This window comes from Planococcus sp. TJ-302 (assembly GCF_058268455.1).
Genome location: NZ_JBZDOI010000003.1, coordinates 104,612 through 126,152, shown reverse-complemented (window position 1 = coordinate 126,152; position 21,541 = coordinate 104,612). Strand labels below are relative to the sequence as shown.

The following is a 21,541-nucleotide window of genomic DNA, read 5'->3' as shown; positions in this document are numbered from 1 at the left end:
CTTGAACAAGAAAACTGTATGGGGGGCCGCTATTATCCTGGTATCCGCAGCCTTGATTGCTTTGCTTTTCTTGCCGCGGGAAAATAATCCATCACCTGATGAGCGTGTGGTATTGGAACACACATACCGCACATACATCGCTCCTTCATGCTTTGAAGAATCAAATCCCACTAATTTCATCGAAGACAGTACACTCCAACAAGCGCGTGAACTCGGCTACCCGCCTGACACCGCTTGTACAGAAAAGGCATTTCAAGGCAATCATGACAGCTTCTTCATCGATTTCCTGAAAGAGCTGGAAATTCTGAAAGATGGCACGCCTGATTGGTAAGAACAAAAGCGGACAGCGAAACGGCTGTTCGCTTTTTTCCGCTGTCGGCAAGCATCCAATCCCAATATTCAGTCCAGCCCTTCACCACTTTTTTCAGCGTGTTCCCGCATACCTTATACAAACCGGCGCTTTCGTATGGACCGGTTTGCCATGAAGCTGCGGCATTCCCGCATCGTCAATCTTCAGCACCGTCAGAGACCCGGATTTTTCATTGGCGGCGATAAGCCATTCATTGCCAGGGGCCAAGGCGAAATGGCGCGGCCCTTTACCCCCGGTTTCTGCGAATCCCAATGCATTCAATGTTCCATCTTCTTCGATCGAGAAAGCGGCAATGCTGTCATGCCCGCGGTTTGAAGCATACAGGAATCTGCCGTTTTCCGAGACCACCAGTTCTGCGCTAGTATTCTGCCCTTGCCAGCGTTTGGGCACGAGCGATAGGGCCTGCAGCTTGTCGATGCCCGCCCCTTCCCTGATTCCATAAACCGCAAGCGTCGAGCTCAGTTCTTCCAACGCGTAAAAAACCTTCAGAGATGGATGGAAAGCCACATGGCGGGGCCCTGCACCGGGCGCCGTTTCAATAATACGCTGATGTTCCAGCTTGCCGTTTTTGCGGTCCATTTTATATATGTGAATTTTGTCCATGCCTAGATCCGGTACTAGAAACAGCTGTGTCCCCGGAATTTGGGAAACGGAATGTGGGTGGGCTGCATCCTGCCGCAGTTCATTCGGCCCCGCTCCTTCATGTTTGGCTGAATCTGCCAAAGCGCCGATCACTCCATCCTCATCCAGCGGAAAGACATTTACATTGCCTCCGGAATAATTAACAGACAGCAGCCATTTGCCTGATTCATCAACAGCGGCATGTGCCGGATGGGCACCATTAGACGGCTGTCGGCTGATTTCCGTTAACGTTTCGGCTACTAATCCGAAACGCCACGACACAAGTTCCCCGCTATCCGTTTCGCTGCAGGTAATGAATATTTCACCAGCCGGGTGGAACGCCAAGTATGAGGGCCGCTCCACTCCCCCTGCCCCTGTCTTTTCTGTCAAACTCCCGTCCGCCGGATCGAACTGCCATAGCTTGACTCCTGGCTCATCAGCTCTGGAATATGACCCCGTCAAAAAATATTGCATCCATCCGCCCCCTCAAGCTGTATTTCATTTAGAATATTCCGTCTTCTCCCAGTATACGGGAACCGTCCATATCTTTCAATTTCATCCGGGGCGATTTAAAGTTAGGAGGAAGAGCACCCATCGACTATAATAAGAAGTGGGATTCTGTAAACGTTTTCCCTTTCCGACAACGCTGTAAAACGATTCTTCGCCGGCGTTTCGCCTAATGGACGAAGAGCAAAACAGCAGATTACCAAACTCATGTATTAAATAAGAAATCATGGCGGCAGCTGCGTCTTTTATTTCGGGAGGCTTCAGGCATCCGAAAAGTATAGGAGGAAAAAAAGTGGGGTTAACTAAAGACTTTTTTATTGCTTTGTCAAAGAACCAGGTTTTGAATAGCGGGGCAAAAAAATGGGGGCTCAAATTGGGCGCCAGCAAAGTGGTAGCAGGCACGGATATCGACAGCATGCTGAAATCGGTCAAAGAATTGAATGCGGACGGAATCAGCGCCACAATAGATAATTTGGGCGAATTCGTCTATAGCAAAGAAGAAGCGCTGGAAGCGAAGACCAATATCCTGGCCACCTTGGAAGCCATCCAGCAACATGGTGTTTCCGCGCATATGTCTGTTAAGCTAACTCAGATCGGGTTAGATGTCGATCACAAGTTTTGCTTGGAAAATATGCGTGAAATTGCCGAAGCGGCAGCGCGTTACGCAATTTTCATCAATATTGACATGGAAGATTACAGCCATCTTCAACCGACACTCGATATCCTCCACGCACTGGTGAAGGAATTCGATAACGTCGGCACTGTCATCCAAGCTTATCTGTATCGTTCTGAAAAAGATTTAGAGCTTCTGAAAAATGTCCGTTTGCGCTTGGTTAAAGGCGCCTATAAGGAAATCTCAGAAGTGTCTTTCCAAAGCGCGCAGGACATTGACAGCAATTATTTGAAGCTGATCAAAATCCGCTTGCAGCAGCCAGGCTTTACGTCGATCGCAACCCACGACCACGTGATCATCGATGAAGTAAAACGCTACGTCAAAGAACACAATATCCCGCTTGACCGTTTCGAGTTCCAGATGCTTTACGGTTTCCGTACTGAACTTCAAAAGCAATTGGCACAGGAAGGATACACATTCACCGTTTATGTACCGTTCGGAGAAGACTGGTATGGCTACTACATGCGTCGCCTGGCAGAGCGTCCACAAAACATCAACCTTGCGTTGAAAAGCCTCGTCTCAAAATAAAAAAGCGCATTTCGGAAGCCAAGCTTCCGAAATGCGCTTTTTCTTTTATTCCACTTCTCTGATCACGAGTGGAGCAAGATCCTGCTTCAGCCGATTGCGGTATTGTTCGTATTGAGGCGGCAGCATCAGGTCTTGCCCCATTGCCTCCTGTGTTTCATCCACTGCGAAACCTGGCGGATCTGTCGCGATTTCAAATAACAAATCGCCGTATTCACGGAAATAGATGGCATTAAAATAATTCCGGTCTTGTACAGGTGTTACACCGAGACCATAAGCTTCAATATGATGCTTCCACTCCAGCTGGTCTTTATCATCTTTTGCCCGCCAAGCAATATGATGGACTGTTCCGACACCAATCTGCCCGATTCCGACAGATGCCAATTTTACATCGACTGTATTCCCGAGTTCAGCCGGAGAGCGGAAACGCAGCACGCCGCCGTCTTCGCCAATTTTTTGGAGGCCCATTGCCGTTTGGAGAAGCTCAGCAGTCTTTTCAGCGTTGGACGTGTACAAAACAGCTCCGGCAAAGCCTTTGATTGCTGTTTCCGGCGTCACTTCACCGAACTTCCAGTCGTTCGCCTTCCCTTCTGCGCGTTCAACCAGCTCCAGTTGCAGACCGTGCGGATCATTGAAAGTTAAATAATGTTCGCCAAAGCGCTCAACTTTTTCAACCGCTACTTCGAACTTAGCCAATCTCTTTTCCCAAAATTCCAAGGCACCTGATGGAACAGCATAGGATGTCACGCCGACTTGCCCGTCGCCGATTTTCCCTTTGTAGGCATTTCCCCAAGGGAAAAATGTGATGATGGTCCCCGGCTCGCCTAAAGAATTCCCGAAATAAAGATGATACGTTCCGGGATCGTCAAAATTAATGGTCTTCTTAACTAAACGCAAGCCCAACACACCTGCATAGAAATCAGCATTTTCCTGCGCATCTCCTACAATGGCGGTGATATGGTGAATGCCTTCTATTTGTTTTGCCATAAATACTCAGCTCCCTTACTTTTGCTATAGATTTATTTTATCATCATGATATCTCGAATTCAAGATAGTGAACAACCACCCAGTACCCCGAAGTTTTTGGCAAGACCGGTAACCTTCTTACACATTCTTTCCTTCTTTCTTTAATGCTTCTTTCAGCTCTTTAATTTCTTCTTCCTTCTCTTCCTGTTCTTCCATTTCACGTTCTTTAATCTCTTCTACTTTCTCCATTTCTTGCTGGTATTCTTCTTCCACCTCTGATGTCGATGGCAAAAACGGTTCATCGTTGTAATCGGTACGTCTTCCGTAACGCAGCATTTCGTAAATGATCATGCCGTTATTGGGCTTACCATTGGCGGTTTTCATCGGCACTATATCAAATAGCACAAAATAAAAGGCGTAGAAGATGAACCGGCTCCAGAATGTTGCATAATCTTGCAACATGTCGTTTGCGAGCATGGCGTTAATAATGACAGCTACTATGACATTAATCAGTATTGGACTGGCGTATAATGCTACATATGCAAAACGGCTTGTTCTTTTCAGCGAATCGTATGAGTACCAGCTATATAAATGATAGTACTTTCTAATATCGAATATCCAAAACCTCATAATTCGCGGCCCTGAGCCGATTGTGAGGCGCGGATTCTGTACACCGACAATTGGGCTGATGACCAAATATCCCAATTCTCTTATGAAAACAACTACCGGTAAAATAATGAATGCTGATATAACCAAAGCCACCAAATCTGTTAATCCGAACATTTTTCCCACTTCCTCTTTTTGCGTTCAACTCACAATACCCGGCATCTGCAGAATTGAATCTTATCAAAATTATCAAATAAATTATTTGTATCACTTAAATTAGTTCAATAGACCCTATCTTCCCTCCTATACTCCTAGATAAGATAGGATAAATATTTAAAAGCAATTTTACCTTGTAAAGGAAGTGGACTATGGCCAGCCTGCATAAAAACTTAAGCCTCCATAAACGGATAATCTCTTTCTCTTTTATCGCTGTGATGCTGGTAATGGTCATTTCGGAATTATTCATAACTTCTTTTGACGCATCCGCTTCCAAAAAAACAGCCAGCTCTTCTGTCTACACCGCTCCGCCAAATCTTGCAGCTATTGAAGATAAGGTCTTAGCAGCAGAAAACCTGGTTTACAGCCCCCTGGAAGACAGTGTCATGGACATTTATTATCCGGAAACAATTGATGAAGCGCTTCCTGTCGTCCTGTGGATCCACGGAGGCGGATATATTGGCGGCACGAAAAACATGCGCAAGCATTACGGCATGGCATTAGCTGACGCTGGCTATGTAGTGGCCAACATCGATTATGCCCTTGCACCCAAGCAATTGTATCCCGGACCAATCATCCAAGCGAACGCAGCCCTTGAATACCTGCAAGTGCATGCAGCCAAGTATGGCGGCGACATGTCCCGCATTTTTATCGGCGGTGATTCCGCTGGTGCGCAGATTTCCAGCCAGATGGCGGCAACCATAACCAATCCAGCCTTGGCCGCTGCAGTTGGCATAAACCCGGCCATTGATCCTGAGACACTGCGCGGCACGATTCTTTTCTGTGGTTTATACAATATGGAAACAGTCAGAGCCACCGCTTACCCGCGCATTGACCTGTTTTTGAACACTTATACGGGTACCGAGCGCTTTGAAGCCTTCAGCCGCATCAATGAGTTATCGACGGTCGATCATGTGACTGAGGCTTACCCGCCTACATTTATCAGTGCTGGCGATGCTGACCGCCTGGCTTCCCAGTCGGTTGAGCTTGCCGAGACTTTGAAAGCAACAGGCATTGCCGTTGACGATGTGTTTTTCGAGGGCAGCGGCAAAGGACTAGGCCACCAATATCAATTCACACTCCATACCGAAGAAGCACAGGCGACTTTCGATAAGACATTGTCATTCCTAGCCTCGCATTCTGCGCCTCAGTAAATAGCAAAGGAATCCCTGAAAGCGCATAAACAAGCTTTCAGGGATTCCTTTTTTAGAGATGCTTCGAGACTGCATTAATGCTGCTCCTCGTATCGATGGCTTTCCAATTCCTTGCGGAGGCTGTCAGGAATGCTTTCAGATTTTTGCCTTTCCAAATCATAATTTACATAGACCACTGTATTTTTTGCGCATAATTCGTTCTTTTGATACAGCTCTTCGTAAAGCTCTAGACTGCTATTGCCGATGTTTTTGACCCAGGTTCGGATTTCCACATCTTCCCCGAAATATATTTGCCCAACAAATTCCAAAGTCGTTTTAACAATGACCAGTTTCCATTTGGCAAAATCGTGGTCTGGAGTGAACAGACGGAACAGCGGATTTCTCGCGGCCTCGAACCAGACCGGGAGAGCGGTGTTGTTGATATGGCCCACTGCATCTGTTTCTGATACCCTTGGCGTCAAAATTGTACGATACATGAACATCCTCCTTTTAACTGATTATGCTTCTAGTCTACCATTTGCAGACGCCGATCAGGTTTCTTCTCATTTCATAAGGGATGGATGCGTGCTCTCTTCAATTTTCAAATCTGTATTTTTCGCTTTAGACTACTACGCTGAAATCAGGCATTGATTTACAGGATGGAAAGTCATATATTTAGAGAAGCGAAATATTTACGTACCGAAATGGGTGAAACTTAATGATTCTTTGGGCAAACGAATGGAAAATGAAAATCTTGTCCTTCAACCGCAATATTAAATTGTTTATGCTGGCGAATGTCCTGCTACAAAGCGGTTTGGGTGTCTTCATGGTCATGTATAATCTTTACATAAAAGAGCTGGGCATGCCTGAAACGGTGAACGGCAACGTCATTTCCATGACTGCCGCAGCCGCAGCGATCATGCTGATTCCAGCCGGATTCCTAAGCGATAAATTCGGCCGCAAATGGATGCTTCTCGGCGGGGGCGCGGCCGGTGCTGCAACATTGTTCTACCGCAGCTTTGCAGTTGGCGAAACACAATTGGTGGCTGCTGCTTTCTTCACAGGATTATTCATGGCATTCGTACAGGTATCCGGAATCCCGTTCCTCGCCGAGCATTCCAAATCCTCAGAGCGCGTCCATCTGTTCAGCGTCTATTTTGCCTTGATGACGTTGGCAAATGTAGCAGGAAGCCTGTTGGGCGGCGCAGTGTCAGATATTTTCCAGTGGCTTTTGGCAATGGATGCGGTAGATGCCATCCGCTGGTCGTTGTTTGTCGGCGCCCTTCTTTACACGGCCGGGCTTATTCCTTTGCTGCGGTTGGACAACAAGCCACCACCTTTGAAAGAAAAAGTGAATACGCGCATCGACATTGACATCGACGATGCCGGCTTAAAGAAAAACCTGGTGGCTATTTTCCACTTCTCTTTTGCCAGCCTGCTGATCGGGCTGGGCTCAGGTTTGGTCGTGCCTTATTTGAATCTCTACTTCGCCAATCGCTTTGATGCTTCGAATTCATATATTGGCCTTATACTGGCTTTCGGCTCCGCGATGACCGTCGTGGCGATGCTGATCGGGCCGCTGCTGGTTGCGAAAGTGGGAAAAGTGAAAGCGATGCTCCTATTTCAGTTGCTGTCGATTCCGTTTCTCATTTTAACGGCTTATACAACTTCGCTGTTGCTGGCGTCCCTCGGCTTTCTGCTGCGCCAAGCATTGATGAATGCCGGGAATCCTATCCAAAGCGCAATTGCGATGGAAGTCGTCCATGATAAATACAAAGGGCTCGCCAACTCCGCCAACCAAGTAGTGTTCAATATCGGCTGGGCTACAATGGGGCCAATCGCGGCTGGCCTGGTGATTGCATTTGGATCCTACTGGGGATATGCCTACGCTTTCACCATCACTTCCGGCCTCTACCTGATTTCCGCAAGCTATTTTTATTTCGTTTTTGGCAAACGAAAACTCCAAGAATAACAAAAAAAGGATGGCCCGGTTTATGGGCCATCCTTTTCCTTATCTTCTTTTTTTGCTTTTTTTCGTCATGCGGCCGAGCAGGAATGCTCCCGCAACCAGGCCAATCGCCTTGTTGGTGCGTTTGTTGAACACTTGTTTAACAACAAGATTCAAGTTTTGCGGGCGCTCTGCCAGGCGGCGCATGAAATAGCCGTACCAGTCGTCGCCGAATGGCACATAGACACAGAAATGATAGCCTTTATTCGCTAAGTCCAATTGCATGTCTTTACGGAATCCGTAAAGCATCTGGAATTCGAATTTGTCGCGCGAAATGCTGTTCTTTTCCACGAAGTCGATAACGTGGTTGATGATGTTGTGATCGTGCGTCGCGATGGACGTGAATTTCCCATGAAGCAAATGATATTCAATCAGCTTAATGAAATTCGCATCGATTTCTTCTGCAGTTTGGTAAGCGTATTCAACGGGCTCTTTGTAAGCGCCTTTGACGATGCGCAGCCGAAGATCCTTATGCTTTTCAATATCGTCCATTGCCCGGTAGAAATAAGCTTGGATCACCGTTCCGACATTGTTGTAATCTTTCAGAAGAGTATCCATCAAATCATATGAAGGTTGTAAATGTCCATAATCTTCCATGTCCAAATTGATGTGCATATCATACTTGCTTGCCGCATCGACGATTTCACGTAAATTTTCATAGCAGAAATCATAATCGATGTCTAAGCCGATTTGGGTAGGTTTTAAGGAAATATGCGCATCTACTCCATTTGAATGAATGCTTTCAATAACTTCCAAAATGCTATTTTTCGCTTTGAGGGCTTCTTCTTTTTCAAAAACAAATTCTCCTAGGTTATCAACTGTGCAGCTGATGCCTTTCGCATTCAATTCACGGATGCTTTTGATCGTCTCTTCGATATCCACTCCCGCTACAACAGTTTGCGCCCCTAATTTAAGGCCATATTTTTTGGCCGCACTGGTTAGAAATTGGTTTTTTGATAAACCGATAAATACGTCTTTTAACATAATTTCTCCTCCTAATCCAATTCACCCAAAAGCTGATTCTGCCCAATGGCATCTGGAATGTTTCCCACTTTATTCACTGTTCGGTATAAGCAAATTTAATTGTAATCTTTTTTCTCGGAACCTGCATCAAAAAACTTCAGTCAATCTCGAAAAGAGCTATGGCATCGCCATAATTTCATCAAATTTCGGAAACGCTTCCCGATATCGCACAGTGTATCATGCGGCCGGCAGCCTCGCCTAATCATAGCTTAAGCTAAAAAAAAGCCTTGCCGCCAATTGTTGGACGGAAGACTCTTTGCAGATCAATTATTGATATACTTTTCGAACACATCGCCAAAGTCTTTGACGTGGTATTGGTTGCGTACCGATGACATCCACGTAAAGCCGAAGTCGGTCAGCTTGGAATACTGCACATCCAAAGCGACATCGTTTGGACGCGAATTCTGCAGCACGACGACAGCTTTGTCCAAGCTTTCATTGGCCATGGAAATCAAGATTTTGTTTTCATAAGTGATTTCCGCAATACGCAGCAGCGATTTGTAAAGGTCCGTCAATTTCTCAATCTGATTTTTTTGAACATCGATCTTGAACGGAATTTGGCCAAGTTTAAAGCCGATTTCAACGTCCAGATCAATTTTCCCTGCTGTTTCCATAAAGACATCCGAAATGAAATGCTGGGAATATGGGTAGCGCCTCAAGGTGCGCTTTGAAGACATTGCGCTTTCGCCGTCAACGTGAATCAAGGCGAGGTTCGTAAAGCAGTATTCATCCGCTTTGGTTTTAATCAGGAAAAAGATTTTTTCCTGGTCTTCATGCATGACATAATCGTCAGCGTCTGTCTTGTCATAGTCCTGTGGGTCGATGATTTTCCCGACATCCGATAATCCTAAAGCGTCTGCAGCCATTTTCTTGAACATGTTTCCATTCCCCTTTTCATGAAAAATAATAATCCTTATGTAAGAAACTGTATACAATTTTCTCCATTTTATCAAATGCTAGCAAGCCGCTGAACAACAAAAAGCCGTTGGAAGTTTCCCAGCGGCCCCTTTCCTTATCCTTCATTTATTCAGCTTCCAAATCGAAGCGTTCAAGCCCATTGCGAATGCCACCCAGGCGATGTAAGGGACCATGAGATTGCCGGCCGTTTGATCGTATTGATAAAATTCATACGTCGTCCAAGTTATTGCCGCGAGCATCAATGCCATTTCCGCAAACGCTGTGCCGCGCAGCCCCCATTTGAAGAAAAGGAATGACCACAGAAAATTCAGGCCCAATTGCAGATTGTAGGGAAGCAGCACTTTCTTCGCTTCGTTTTTCGGTGCGGATTTTTCCGCCGCCCGGTATTTTGCAACTCCCATGGAAGTGTATAAAGCAGTCCAGGCCAACGGAAAAATCCAAGGCAGAGGGGAAAAAGAAGGCTTTTTCAATTCAGCATACTTTTCTTGAGTATTGCAGTTTGCGAACGCGCCGGCTAATGAACCTCCGACAACCGGCACCATTATGCTCAATGCCAGTTTTCCGGGTTCAATCTTGCCATCCACTTTCAGGAATTCCATGCTTTTTCCTCCTTTAGTTTCCATCAGGCTCTTTACAGGGGCCGCGGATTTTCTTCGCTGCCTTTGTCCACTACATATGTGAACTCCACTGCTACCGATTTCCCTGCGCCCACCCACACGCGGAATTCAACAATCCGCGAACTTTTCACCTCGTAATCGTGCGATGATGACTCCATCTTCCACAAGGTTTCGAAAATCTCATGGTCGATATCGATCTTCACACCTTCTTGTTTTTTGTTCTTCACTTCGTAGATGCACGTCACAACTTCCAAATTGCCGCGCCGTTCGCGCAGCGCTTCTCGGCTTTCCGACAAAATATCCACTGCTTGCCCGATTTTCAGCGACACGGTTTCCCCATTTGCCGTATGCTCCAAAAAATCTTCTCCGGCAAATTCCAGTTCTCCGTCCGTGTCCTGCTCAAAAACTTTCACGAGCCCCTTCGGCAGCGGAATGCCCAAACCGTTGGCGCTGCTGTTCTTAAACTGCAGCTTCACGGCCGCCTGTCTGCTGTTCCGTTCAACCACATAAGCTTTCTTGAAACTCGCGCCTTCCATCCGCATGAAATTGATTTGCTTTAATTGGCCATTCATTAGCGTGACCGGCCGTTCCAGTGTAAAGGCGTGGTAGTCAGCGAAGCCATGTTCTTCGAACGGCAGGTCGGCGTCCATGTTTTTTTGCTGCATGAAACTCGACTCACGGAACAGATGTGGCGTTTCATAACGGTTCACTTCACCGGAAATGAATTTGAACGCCGCATCCGGAAAGTTGGTTCCGGTATCATTGCGCAGCTTGACCCACCCCGAGAGGCTGACCGTTTCGCTGGCGATTTCAGCAACATAAGATGCCTCCCATTCAATCCCTTTCGTCATATAAGAGACTTGGATTTCTTGCCGCAAGGGCATCGGATCAATTTGGAAAATCAATGAAGGTTTTAGGAAAAGCCCATCCGGCAATGCTGGCAAGACTAAGCCCCCTGGCGGATTGATGAGAATCTCACCATTATAAGTGCGTTCACCAACGATGCCGTCCGACGTACTCAACAGGCGCATCGCCATTTCTTCGCTAGCTTCCTGATTGCGGACCGTCACGACCTGCCCGATGTATTTTGCGAGCAGCTTTTGCCCATCAGCCAAGTCATAATCATAATTCTGCTCAAGCACTTGAAGGCCCCGGACCATGACCGAATCCGCCTCGATATGCTCCGCGATATCCATGAACTGGATTTCTGATGCCGGTTCGGATGACTCAAGCAACCGCACTTCTTTCACCAACCCGAAACCGCCATTGTAAACCGTTAGCCGAAGTGATTTCCGTTCTTCTTGCGTTGATTGTATTTTCATGAAAACACATCCTCTCAGCAATTTAAGCCCATCAAAACCGCACATCCTATTTTCCATATAGTAGCATAAATCCAGCTTTTCTATCACATTCATCTGAATATTGTCTACAATTTCACCGCATAGCGATTGAACGGCGCGCAAAAAGACCGCTTCAGCGATTGAAGCGGTCTTTTAAATAGGCGATGACGTATTGCCGGCAGCCGTCTGATAATGGCGAATGCTGTGGATGGACGAATTCGCCATACAGCAAATCGCCCAAAAACCGCACTTCTTCCTGAAATTGACGCTCGGTTTCTGCGTCGTATACCGCCAGTTGAATATAAAGCGAGGATCCGCGTTCGACAAAGTCAATCAATGAAACCCTATGTTCGTTGGCCATGCTTCTATTAAAACAGCCCGACTGCTTTGCCTTCTGAGTCGACATCCATATTCAGAGCGGCCGGCAGTTTTGGCAAGCCTGGCATCGTCATGATATCTCCCGTCAGGCAAACAAGGAATCCAGCGCCCAGTTTCGGGATGATTTCACGGATCGTGATGGTGAACCCTTCCGGGCGGCCTAAAAGCTTCGGCTGGTCAGATAACGAATATTGTGTTTTCGCCATGCAAATCGGCAATTCATCCCACCCGTATTTCTTCAGCTCCAGCAATTGCTTTTGTGCTTTATCCGATAACTGGACATCTGTGCCGCCGTAAACTTTCTGTACAATGGCACGCAGCTTTTCTTCTACTTCATCGCTTTCGTTGTAGAGGAATTTGAAATTAGTTGGGCGTTCCAGCTCTTGTTTTACCAATTTCGCCAGCTCAATCCCGCCTTTTCCGCCTTCAGCCCAGACATTGGTCATGGCAATCGCGACGTTCTGCGCTTCTGCCCATCCCATAATCTCAGCAAGTTCGCCTTCTGAATCTCCGACGAAGCGGTTCAGAGCAACCACCGGTTCGATGCCGAACTGGCGGATGGTATCAATGTGTTTTGCCAAATTGACCATTCCGCGGCGAACCGCATCCGGATCTGTATTCGCCAAGTCGCCTTTTGCAACGCCGCCATGCATTTTCAACGCACGCACAGTGGCCACGATGACCACTGCATCGGGATGGAAGCCGCCTTTTCTCGATTTGATGTGCATGAACTTCTCAGCACCCAAATCTGCTCCGAAACCAGCTTCCGTAACTACAATGTCCGCTAATTGGCGGGCCGTGTTCGTCGCCACCAAGGAATTGCAGCCATGGGCAATGTTCGCGAACGGTCCCCCGTGGATCAATGCCGGCGTCCCTTCGATCGTCTGCACCAAGTTCGGCTTGAAGGCATCTTTCAGCAATAGCGCCAATGCGCCCTCCACTGCAAGTTCGCGCACGGTTACCGGCTCCCGTCCGTACGTATAGCCGATGACCATCTGTGCAAGGCGCTCTTTCAAGTCGTCCATTGATGTTGCAAGACACAGCACAGCCATAATCTCAGAAGCCACCGTGATGTCAAAGCCATCTTCACGCGGCACCCCTTGAGCAGGGCCTCCAAGCCCGATTGTCACATGGCGCAGCGCCCGGTCGTTCATATCAAGCGCACGTTTCCACGTAATTCGCCTCGGATCGATGGACAATTCATTTCCTTGGTGCAAGTGGTTGTCGATAAATGCCGCCAATGCATTATTGGCTGACGTGATGGCGTGGATATCTCCTGTAAAGTGAAGATTGATGTCTTCCATCGGCAGCACCTGTGCAAAACCTCCGCCAGTGGCCCCTCCTTTGACACCCATGACCGGCCCAAGTGAAGGCTCTCGGAGTGCCACTACAACTGATTCTTCCAGTTGGTTGAAAGCATCCGCCAAACCGACCGTCACTGTCGATTTCCCTTCGCCTGCAGGGGTTGGGCTGATTGCCGTCACAAGGACGACTTTCCCAAGAGCTCCCGCCGGAGGCAATGAATTGACATTAATCTTCGCTTTAAAGTTTCCGTAAAGTTCCAGAGCATCTTTTGAAATTCCCGCACGTTCTGCAATTTCCTGTATTGGCAGCATTTTAGCGCCAGCAGCTATCGACAAATCCGTAAATGGCATCCATGTCCCAACTTTCAATTTTTCTTTTTAGTATAACCTGACAACCTGAAAAATAAAATCAACTGCCGAGCAAAAGTGAACGCCACCTGCAGTTCTGCCCATAAATCCTGCTTTCGCACTATTCTCGCAAGCAAAAATCCCGCACGCCAGAGATCGGCAAGCGGGATTGCATTGTTTAAGGAATCATTTTTGATCTTTTTCGTCTGTTTCGGTTTCTTCCTTTTTACCATGTGAGAAACGAACTTCTTCCATCGACTCCTGGGCTTGTTCTCTGAATTCATGTTCGAGCACATTGTCTTTCAATTCGTCTTTGTTTTTGTCTCTAGCCATGTAATCCCTCCTCTTTGGTGTTAGTCCTTTTATTCCCTAATCAGACCTGATAAAACTGGAAAATCTTTTTAAATTTTTCTGAGTTTCGCAATCTTGCTTTCTCATCCAACAAACCTCATTGCACCAACGAAAAGGTATATACTGTAGAAGAGGTGAAGACATCATGGCCAAACTGAAACCGATTCTGGTCCCGGATACTTTCTGGAAAGCGATTGTGGACAATGATGATTCTTTTGACGACCAATTTTTCTACGGCGTCAAAACAACAGGCATCTTTTGCCGCCCTTCATGCAAATCACGCCTCCCTAAAAGAGAAAATGTCCGCATTTTTAAAAACGCTTTTGTTGCGCTCGACGAAAATTTCCGTCCATGCAAACGCTGCCGGCCGGACGGCTTGAATCTTCCCGCTGAAGAATGGATTGATCAAGTGGCCGAGTGGATTGACTCCCATTTCACCGAGACTGTGGCTTTGGAAACATTAGCGGAAACTTTCCACGGCAGCCCGTATCATTTGCAGCGCCTGTTCACGCATTTTAAGGGCCAATCGCCTTTGGCTTACACCCAGCAGAAACGTCTTGAAAAAGCACTTCAGCTCTTGCAGGCCAGCGATTTGCCGATCGCAGAAATCGCGAGCACCGCTGGATTCGGCAGCACCGCTTACTTTATTACCTTTTTCAAGAAAAAGACCGGGCTTACGCCAGCCCGGTACCGGAAATCATTTCATATAACAGAAAGGGACATGCCCAATGGACACTCTGATTGAATGGTCAATGCTTGAAAGCCGCCACTGGACACTTTATATCGCCAAAACCCGCGACGGGCTTTGCTATGTTGGGTCGCCAGGAGAATCTTTTGAACATTTCAGCGAGTATTTAAAAAAACGCTTCCCCGGCTGCCACTTAGAAGAGAGCGGGCAAGCATTGGAACCCTACCGCAAGCAATTGCTTGACTGCATCAGCGGTGCCGAATCTTCTTTCACCTTGCCGATTGATGCCAAAGGCACACCCTTTCAGCGCGACGTCTGGAAGGTATTGCAGCAGATCCCTTTCGGACGGACCGTTCCATATTCCGAAATCGCCGGGCTCGTTGGCAGACCAACTGCCATACGGGCTGTCGGTACAGCAATCGGCGCGAATCCTGTGCTCATTGCCGTGCCATGCCACCGGGTCATCGGCAAGAACGGTGCCATTTCAGGATACCGTGGAGGTTTGGAGCTGAAACGATTTTTGCTTGAACTTGAAGCCGGAAAAAACCCCTCAAATCCTTTGATTTGAGGGGTTTCCATTAGCGCTGGACACAGTCATTTCTTCTCAGCGAGCATGCCATTCAAGATAAAGTCTGTATGCATAAATGCAAGCTCAGTCACAGACAGCGTACCTGAAGGATTAAACCATTGATAGCTCCAGTTGGTGACGCCAAGTATTGCGAAAGTCGCCATTTTCGGCTCCAGCCCGATGCGGAATTCACCGCTCTTAATCCCTTCTTTGACAACCGCCTCGATCTTGTTCCGGAACTCAGCGCGTTGGTGCCTGATAATAGCTGCATTCTCTGGAGACAAATGGCGAATTTCACGGTAATAGACTTTGCCTATTTCACCTTGCTCCTCGATATCCCGGATAAGCAGTTCCACAACCTTCACCAGTTTGCCTTTCGCATTTTGCCCGCTTTCCAGAATCTGATTCTGCCTTCTGAGCAAGTCGGCGATATAAGAAGACTGGATATGCATCAACAGCCCTTCTTTGCTTTTAAAATGATAATAGAATGACCCCTTTGTCACTCCGACCCTGTCCACAATGTCCTGGATAGACGTCGCACTAAACCCTTTTTCCACAAAGAGGCTGATGCTTGCCTGGATTAGTTCCGCTTTCATAACACCACACTGCCTTTCTCTGAATCCCGCTGCATATTTTATCCCATTACCTATCGGAGTACCCTCTTAGGCAACAAAAAAACCGCCTGACAGACAGGCGGTTTCAGTTTGAAATATAAATGACCGGATGCTCAGAGAAAATTTTTTTGCGCACTGCGCCGGATTCGACCCATCCCTCAATCTCTCTGCGATTGTCTTCAATGAAAACTTCCACCACTTCCTGGTCCCAGGCCTCGTCGCCTGCTGGGAAATCCAGGAACTCTTCGGACAGGATTTCCACCATTTCTTCTCTCTCAATGGCGAAAGAAAAATCGTCGATGCGGAATGAGTATGAACTGGAATTTGGCACAAGAAGCGTTAGGTAGACTGTATTGTATAGGAAGTTTTTCTCCATGCCTTTATTGTCATCGAACCAATAAGCCAAGATATCGCCTTGCGGCAGCGAACCTTTTTTAGTGCCGTATGTAATTCGGACCTTTTCACCTTGCAAATTCAATTCCTTCAGCGTTTCGGCACCGGGTAATTCCTGGACAATGCCCAAGACCCGTGAGTTATCCCCTACATAAGTTGCGCTCAACTCCGCCAGGTCATTTTCTTTCACAGTTTCAATTGTGGTGATTTCGGTTCCCGCTTCCGCTGAACACGCTGACAGCATGAATGCCGCAAGTATTGCTATCCCTTTTGCCCATCGCATTTCCCGTACCCCCTGTCGCACACTCTCTTACTTTAACTATACGTGCGACTTCCAGAAAAGTTCCAAAAAATTTCAGAGAATTCGGCGAAAGAAAAATCCCTTACCGGTTTTTTAGCATAATAGCGACTGTGCAACGGGAAACGCAGATCAATTTTTCTTCTTCATCCACGATTTTAATATCCCACACCATCGTACTCCGCCCTTTATGGAGCGGTGTGCCTATTGCTGTTACGACTCCAGAAGCTTTCCCCCGGATGTGGTTGGCGTTGATTTCCAGCCCTACAGCAATTTCACTTTCCTGATCGATTAAATTCCACGTTCCGACACTCGCCACTGATTCTGCCAGTACGACAGATGCCCCGCCGTGAAGCAACCCGAACGGTTGATGCGTTGATGCATTTACCGGCATTGTTGCAATTACACGTTCTGCGGAAGTCTCAGTGAATTCTATTCCCAGCGTGCCAATGATTGTTTGTTCATAAGGTTTCAATTCCATGCCTAACACCCTTCCTTTTTATGGTTATTCTCAAAATACCATACCGATGCTCATTTTCCCAGGAGTGAATTTTATATAATAAAAAAACAAATATTTAATAATATGATAAAAAAGAGGACTTTTTGTTCATTTTTGTTTTTCTCACGTCTTTTTTTCGATCCGTTTGATATCCAATTAGAATATCTGTGATTTATTTTCTACTATAAATAACGAATTACATTTAAAGACCTTTAAATTTGTATTTTTTTTACTTTAAACCCCTATTATCTATTTGTAACACAATTGTAATATTAAATCATATTGCCTATTTCTTCTTATAAATATACAATGAACTAGACTATTAGATGCTCGTATATTTTACTATTTTCTGAAACTAAGATGATGGAATGGGGAGAATTAATGAAGAAAATTGCTTTTTCAGTGCTTGCTACAGGTTCTTTAGCCTTATTTTTAGGTGTTACAGATGCAGATGCCAGCTCTTACACGATTAAACCTGGAGACAGCCTTTGGAAAATCGCTTCTTCCAACAAGGTAACTGTAGCAGATTTGAAAAAATGGAACGGCTTAAGTTCTGATGCAATATACGCTAATCAAGTGTTGAAATTAGCACCTGCAGCAACGGCTGCTTTTTCAAACAGCCCGGCCACAGCCCAGAAGCCCCAAACAGCATCGAGTTCCGAATACATAGTAAAATCCGGGGATACACTTTCCCGAATCGCAACTCTACATAAAACGAAAGTCAGCGACATCCAGAAATTAAATGGCCTTACTACACATTTAATTTTTCCAGGACAAAAGCTGAAAATAGCCGGGGCAGCTGCAACCTCTGCTAAACCTGCAACTCCGGCTCCGACTCCAGCAATTGCGCAAGCTCCAGTTGCTTCTTCGGCTTCTTACAAAGTTGTTAAAGGCGATACGTTGTCAGGCATAGCGAGCCGCCACAAAGTTTCCGTTTCTCAGTTGATGAGCTGGAACAGCCTTTCTTCAAGCACGATCCGGATCGGCCAAGTTCTTAAGCTCCAAACGGCTGCTGCGGCAGTCAAACCTGCGCCAGCAGTTGCTGCCCCAGCTCCGGCTCCAGTGGCTTCAGCCGGAACATACACGGTCGCTAAAGGAGATACGTTGACGGGCATCGCCATCCGCCATGGCATTTCAGTGACACAGATCATGAACTGGAACAGCTTGACGTCGAGCACAATCCGAGTCGGCCAAAAACTGAATGTCCAAAATACAGTAGTCGCTACACAACCGACGCCAAAACCTGTTTCCAATCCTGCACCGGCGCCTTCTGGCACTGCCGGGAATCTGATTTCAATCGCCACTTCCCAATTAGGCACACCATATGTTTGGGGTGGAGCATCCGTAGGCGGCTTTGATTGCAGCGGCTACATCTATTACGTATTCAACAAAGCAGGCATCAAAATTCCACGCACCAATACAACAGGCTACGATGCGCGTTCATATGATATCAGCAATCCGCAAGTGGGCGATTTGGTGTTCTTCGCCAATACATACAAACCAGGAATTTCCCATATGGGCATTTATATTGGCAATAACAACTTTATCCATGCCGGTGGGGACCGCGTCCAAATCACCAGCCTGAGCGATTCCTATTGGGGCAAAAAATTCGACAGCTTTAAACGCTTCTATTAAATAAAACCATAAAAAAATCCGATGCCGCTTCCTAAAAGCGGCATCGGATTTTTTAGTTTATCGAATGGCAGATCAAGTACTTTCAATCACGACAGCAATGCCTTGTCCGCCGCCTATGCACAAGCTCGCTACCGCGTATTTCGCTCCGCGGCGCTTAAGTTCGTAAGCAGCCGATAACAGGATGCGAGTGCCGCTCGTGCCCACCGGATGGCCAAGTGCCACCGCGCCGCCGTTGACATTGACTTTATCACGGGAAAGCCCAAGCTCTTTTTCGACCGCCAAATATTGGGCGGCGAATGCTTCATTGATTTCGAACAAATCGATGTCCTCAAGAGACAAGCCGGCACGTTCGAGTGCTTGTTTGATGGCAGGGACCGGACCGATTCCCATAATGGTCGGATCGACTCCTGCCACTCCCCAAGAAACGATGCGCGCAATCGGCTCCAGGCCGTGGCGATCGACAGCTGTTTGCCCGGCAACAACGACTGAAGCTGCTCCGTCGTTGATGCCTGAGGCATTGCCCGCTGTGACGGTGCCATCTTTTTTAAATGCCGGACGCAGCTTCGCAAGCGTTTCTGTGCTTGCCTCGGGTTTGATGTGTTCATCTTTATCAACCACAACGGTTCCTTTGCGGGTCTTTACTTCGACTCCGACGATTTCTTCTGCAAATACGCCATTCTTTGTGGCGAGCGCAGCCCGCTGGTGTGATTCGACTGCAAAAGCATCTTGTTCTTCGCGTGAAATAGAGTATTGCTCCGCCAATTTTTCGGCCGTCATCCCCATTCCGGCGCCGGTGTATTGGTCTGTCAGCGTAGCCGTCAGCATATCCTCGAATTGCATATTGCCCATTTTCGGGCCATTAAAGCGCTGGTTGAAATTGGCATAAGGCGACATCGACATATTTTCGGCGCCTCCGGCAAGGACCATATCGGCCTCGCCGAGCAGAATATTTTGAGCCGCTGTTACGACAGCTTGTGCACCCGAACCGCATAGGCGGTTTAGTGTCAATGCCGGAACTTCTTTCGGAATGCCCGCTTTTAGGCCGATATGGCGCGCCAAGTAAGCAGCGTTGACGCTTGAATGGATGACGTTGCCGTATACGACGTGGTCGATGTCTTCTGCTTTTACATTGGAGCGTTTCAGCGCTTCTATTGCTGTTGCCGTACCCAGCTCCGTGGCGCTGACATTGGCGAACGATCCTCCAAACCCTCCGAATGCGGTTCGTGCTCCGTTTACCAAATATATATTTCCCATCATTTCATTTCCCCTTCCCAATCCACTCATTTTGTTTGTTCCGCCGGTTTGCGCAACGTATGTTTCAGTACTTTTCCTGAAGCGTTTCTTGGCAATTCATCCATAAACTCCACTTCCAGCGGCACTTTGTATTTTGCCAACTGGGCGCCGCAATACGCTTTGACTTCTTCTTCGCTGATTGCCTGTCCTGCTTTTACAACGGCATAGGCTTTCGGCACTTCGCCGTAAACTTCATGCGGTACTCCGACAACCGCCGCCTCCAGCAGCTGTGGAATCTGATAAAGCACTTCTTCCACTTCCACCGGGTAAACGTTCTCACCGCCGCGGATGATCATGTCTTTCTTGCGGTCCACTATATACAATAAACCCTCCTCATCGAATTTCCCTAAATCCCCGCTGTAAAGCCAGCCGTTTTTAATGGCTTGGCGAGTCGCTTCTTCGTTGCGCAAATAGCCTTTCATCACTTGAGGGCCTTTAACCGTTATTTCACCCACTTGCCCTGCAGGGAGCGATTCTCCGAACTCGTCGACCACCCTGATTTCTGTCAGCGGCAGTGCTTCTCCCACCGAACCGATTTTTTCCAATGCCAAATGGTCTTTCAGCGATGAAGCGGCGGGCGCATTTTCTGTTTGCCCGTAGCAATTTTGGACAGCCACTTCCGGAAACGCCTCTTTCAGCTGTTTCACAAGTTCATAGGGCATCGGTGCAGCACCGTAGCAGAACAAGCGCAGCGAAGACAATTCCCGGCTTTTAATATCCGGGCGGTTCAAAAGAATGCTGTACATCGCCGGTACTCCGAAGAACATTGTCGGCTGCTCTGATTCCAGCGTTTGCAAAGTTTGGTCCGGCGAAAACGCTTCTTCGATGACGAGCGAACCGCCTTTTGCCGTAACCGGTGCTACGAATACGTGGCTAGCCGCGCAGTGGAACAAAGGCGTTGAGATTAGCATGCGGTCATCGGCGGTGACGGACAGCGCCTCCGCCCAAATGTCTGCGGTAGCGCCGAGATTGGCATTGGTCAGCATGACCCCTTTCGGTTTCCCGGTAGTGCCTGACGTGTACATGACCACCGCTGTATCATCTCCAGCCAGTTTGACAGGTTTGAATTCTGGCTGCTCACCCGCCATTAAGCGATCGAACGGACCGCCTGCGCCGATTTTCAGCACATCTTGGAATTTGTGTTCGCTCTTTTTGATCACTTCTTCGATTTTCTCTTCGTAAATTAGCGCTTTCGCCTGCGAGTTCGAAAAGATATACTCCACTTCTGGAACGGCCAGTTTTGTATTGATCGGCATGGCGGTAAAACCGCCCAATTGGATGCCGAAATAGCACACGAGAAAGAAATCCGAATTCAACGCATACAAAGCGATGATGTCTTCTTTTTCATAGCCTTTTTGCTGGAAATAAGCCGCCACGCCTTCGGCTTTCCGGTAAAATTCACGATACCTCATTTCTCTGCCTTGGAAAGAGGTATAAACTTTGTCCGGCTGCGTTTTTGCGTATTCAGCAATGCTTTCTGTAATGAACATGCGCTTCATCCCCTTTGGAATCGAATAGCCGCTTCCTCTGCGTTTTGCGGCGGCGGACCAATTGTAAGTGCTTACAAAATATAGTTTTCTGAAAACTCTTTCTATCCTAATCTTATCGGCTTTTATTTTGGATTGCAACGAGATGCTTACCCTGCAGTT

Annotated in this window: 23 protein-coding genes; 7 read left to right on the top strand and 16 right to left on the bottom strand. The window is 47.3% G+C overall.

Annotated features, from left to right (window positions below):
• Position 1: 1 nt before the first annotated feature.
• Positions 2-331 carry a hypothetical protein gene (locus AC4EHB_RS13475; protein ID WP_490981826.1) on the top strand — a complete coding sequence of 110 codons (330 nt, stop codon included), beginning with the start codon at positions 2-4 and terminating at the stop codon, positions 329-331.
• 93 nt (positions 332-424) lie between these two features.
• On the opposite strand, the gene AC4EHB_RS13470 is transcribed toward AC4EHB_RS13475, so the two are convergent.
• Entirely contained in the window at positions 425-1,465 is a 1,041-nt protein-coding gene (locus tag AC4EHB_RS13470) for a lactonase family protein (protein ID WP_490981825.1), read from the bottom strand.
• 325 nt (positions 1,466-1,790) lie between these two features.
• Between AC4EHB_RS13470 and AC4EHB_RS13465 the strand changes: the two genes are divergently transcribed.
• A complete protein-coding gene (locus tag AC4EHB_RS13465; protein ID WP_490981824.1) occupies positions 1,791-2,699 on the top strand; it encodes a proline dehydrogenase family protein in 909 nt (302 codons plus the stop codon).
• 45 nt (positions 2,700-2,744) lie between these two features.
• Here the strand turns inward: AC4EHB_RS13465 and AC4EHB_RS13460 are convergent, their stop codons facing one another.
• Complete coding sequence (locus AC4EHB_RS13460) at positions 2,745-3,683, bottom strand: ring-cleaving dioxygenase (protein WP_490981823.1); 939 nt, start codon at positions 3,681-3,683, stop codon at positions 2,745-2,747.
• Positions 3,684-3,800: 117 nt separating this feature from the next.
• Positions 3,801-4,445, bottom strand: a complete 645-nt coding sequence (locus tag AC4EHB_RS13455) for a hypothetical protein (RefSeq protein WP_490976241.1) — start codon at positions 4,443-4,445, stop codon at positions 3,801-3,803.
• A gap of 191 nt (positions 4,446-4,636) precedes the next feature.
• On the opposite strand from AC4EHB_RS13455, the gene AC4EHB_RS13450 reads away from it, so the two are divergent.
• Positions 4,637-5,638, top strand: coding sequence for an alpha/beta hydrolase (locus AC4EHB_RS13450; protein ID WP_490981822.1), 1,002 nt, complete (start codon positions 4,637-4,639; stop codon positions 5,636-5,638).
• Positions 5,639-5,712: 74 nt separating this feature from the next.
• On the opposite strand, the gene AC4EHB_RS13445 is transcribed toward AC4EHB_RS13450, so the two are convergent.
• The gene (locus tag AC4EHB_RS13445) at positions 5,713-6,114 is read right to left on the bottom strand and encodes an acyl-CoA thioesterase (RefSeq protein ID WP_490976243.1); all 402 of its coding nucleotides are present in this window, start codon (positions 6,112-6,114) and stop codon (positions 5,713-5,715) included.
• 221 nt (positions 6,115-6,335) lie between these two features.
• On the opposite strand from AC4EHB_RS13445, the gene AC4EHB_RS13440 reads away from it, so the two are divergent.
• Entirely contained in the window at positions 6,336-7,589 is a 1,254-nt protein-coding gene (locus AC4EHB_RS13440) for an MFS transporter (protein WP_490981821.1), read from the top strand.
• Between the two features lie 39 nt (positions 7,590-7,628).
• Here AC4EHB_RS13440 and AC4EHB_RS13435 read toward each other — a convergent pair whose 3' ends face one another.
• The 7 genes from AC4EHB_RS13435 to AC4EHB_RS13405 all read right to left on the bottom strand — a co-directional run bounded on the left by AC4EHB_RS13435 (position 7,629) and on the right by AC4EHB_RS13405 (position 13,886).
• Positions 7,629-8,609, bottom strand: a complete 981-nt coding sequence (locus tag AC4EHB_RS13435) for a proline dehydrogenase family protein (RefSeq protein ID WP_490981820.1) — start codon at positions 8,607-8,609, stop codon at positions 7,629-7,631.
• A gap of 302 nt (positions 8,610-8,911) precedes the next feature.
• Complete coding sequence (locus AC4EHB_RS13430) at positions 8,912-9,526, bottom strand: PH domain-containing protein (RefSeq protein ID WP_490976246.1); 615 nt, start codon at positions 9,524-9,526, stop codon at positions 8,912-8,914.
• 141 nt (positions 9,527-9,667) lie between these two features.
• The gene (locus tag AC4EHB_RS13425) at positions 9,668-10,165 is read right to left on the bottom strand and encodes a TspO/MBR family protein (RefSeq protein ID WP_490981819.1); all 498 of its coding nucleotides are present in this window, start codon (positions 10,163-10,165) and stop codon (positions 9,668-9,670) included.
• A gap of 32 nt (positions 10,166-10,197) precedes the next feature.
• Positions 10,198-11,505, bottom strand: a complete 1,308-nt coding sequence (locus tag AC4EHB_RS13420; RefSeq protein WP_490981818.1) for a DUF4139 domain-containing protein — start codon at positions 11,503-11,505, stop codon at positions 10,198-10,200.
• Between the two features lie 151 nt (positions 11,506-11,656).
• A complete protein-coding gene (locus AC4EHB_RS13415; protein ID WP_490976249.1) occupies positions 11,657-11,884 on the bottom strand; it encodes a hypothetical protein in 228 nt (75 codons plus the stop codon).
• A gap of 7 nt (positions 11,885-11,891) precedes the next feature.
• Positions 11,892-13,556 (bottom strand): formate--tetrahydrofolate ligase, encoded by a 1,665-nt coding sequence (locus AC4EHB_RS13410; RefSeq protein WP_490976250.1) that lies wholly within the window; start codon positions 13,554-13,556, stop codon positions 11,892-11,894.
• A gap of 183 nt (positions 13,557-13,739) precedes the next feature.
• The gene (locus AC4EHB_RS13405; protein WP_490976251.1) at positions 13,740-13,886 is read right to left on the bottom strand and encodes a hypothetical protein; all 147 of its coding nucleotides are present in this window, start codon (positions 13,884-13,886) and stop codon (positions 13,740-13,742) included.
• A 163-nt stretch (positions 13,887-14,049) separates the two neighbouring features.
• Here AC4EHB_RS13405 and AC4EHB_RS13400 point away from each other — a divergent pair, with 163 nt between their 5' ends.
• Together AC4EHB_RS13400 and AC4EHB_RS13395 are read left to right on the top strand one after the other, a co-directional pair.
• Positions 14,050-14,649 carry a bifunctional transcriptional activator/DNA repair enzyme AdaA gene (locus AC4EHB_RS13400; RefSeq protein ID WP_490976252.1) on the top strand — a complete coding sequence of 200 codons (600 nt, stop codon included), beginning with the start codon at positions 14,050-14,052 and terminating at the stop codon, positions 14,647-14,649.
• Positions 14,633-15,160: a methylated-DNA--[protein]-cysteine S-methyltransferase gene (locus AC4EHB_RS13395; RefSeq protein WP_490981817.1), complete on the top strand. Its 528-nt coding sequence runs from the start codon at positions 14,633-14,635 to the stop codon at positions 15,158-15,160. Before AC4EHB_RS13400 ends, AC4EHB_RS13395 begins: the two co-directional genes overlap by 17 nt.
• Positions 15,161-15,186: 26 nt before the next feature.
• On the opposite strand, the gene AC4EHB_RS13390 is transcribed toward AC4EHB_RS13395, so the two are convergent.
• The 3 genes from AC4EHB_RS13390 to AC4EHB_RS13380 form a co-directional block, all read right to left on the bottom strand.
• On the bottom strand, positions 15,187-15,756 hold the full coding sequence (locus tag AC4EHB_RS13390; protein ID WP_490976254.1) for a TetR/AcrR family transcriptional regulator: 570 nt from the start codon (positions 15,754-15,756) through the stop codon (positions 15,187-15,189).
• Positions 15,757-15,859: 103 nt separating this feature from the next.
• Positions 15,860-16,450, bottom strand: coding sequence for a DUF4825 domain-containing protein (locus AC4EHB_RS13385; protein ID WP_490976255.1), 591 nt, complete (start codon positions 16,448-16,450; stop codon positions 15,860-15,862).
• 100 nt (positions 16,451-16,550) lie between these two features.
• A complete protein-coding gene (locus AC4EHB_RS13380) occupies positions 16,551-16,946 on the bottom strand; it encodes a hotdog fold thioesterase (RefSeq protein ID WP_490976256.1) in 396 nt (131 codons plus the stop codon).
• Between the two features lie 399 nt (positions 16,947-17,345).
• On the opposite strand from AC4EHB_RS13380, the gene AC4EHB_RS13375 reads away from it, so the two are divergent.
• Positions 17,346-18,599: a C40 family peptidase gene (locus tag AC4EHB_RS13375; RefSeq protein WP_490976257.1), complete on the top strand. Its 1,254-nt coding sequence runs from the start codon at positions 17,346-17,348 to the stop codon at positions 18,597-18,599.
• A 72-nt stretch (positions 18,600-18,671) separates the two neighbouring features.
• Here AC4EHB_RS13375 and AC4EHB_RS13370 read toward each other — a convergent pair whose 3' ends face one another.
• Complete coding sequence (locus AC4EHB_RS13370; protein WP_490981922.1) at positions 18,672-19,853, bottom strand: acetyl-CoA C-acetyltransferase; 1,182 nt, start codon at positions 19,851-19,853, stop codon at positions 18,672-18,674.
• 26 nt (positions 19,854-19,879) lie between these two features.
• A complete protein-coding gene (locus tag AC4EHB_RS13365) occupies positions 19,880-21,382 on the bottom strand; it encodes a class I adenylate-forming enzyme family protein (RefSeq protein WP_490976258.1) in 1,503 nt (500 codons plus the stop codon).
• Positions 21,383-21,541 lie beyond the last annotated feature (159 nt).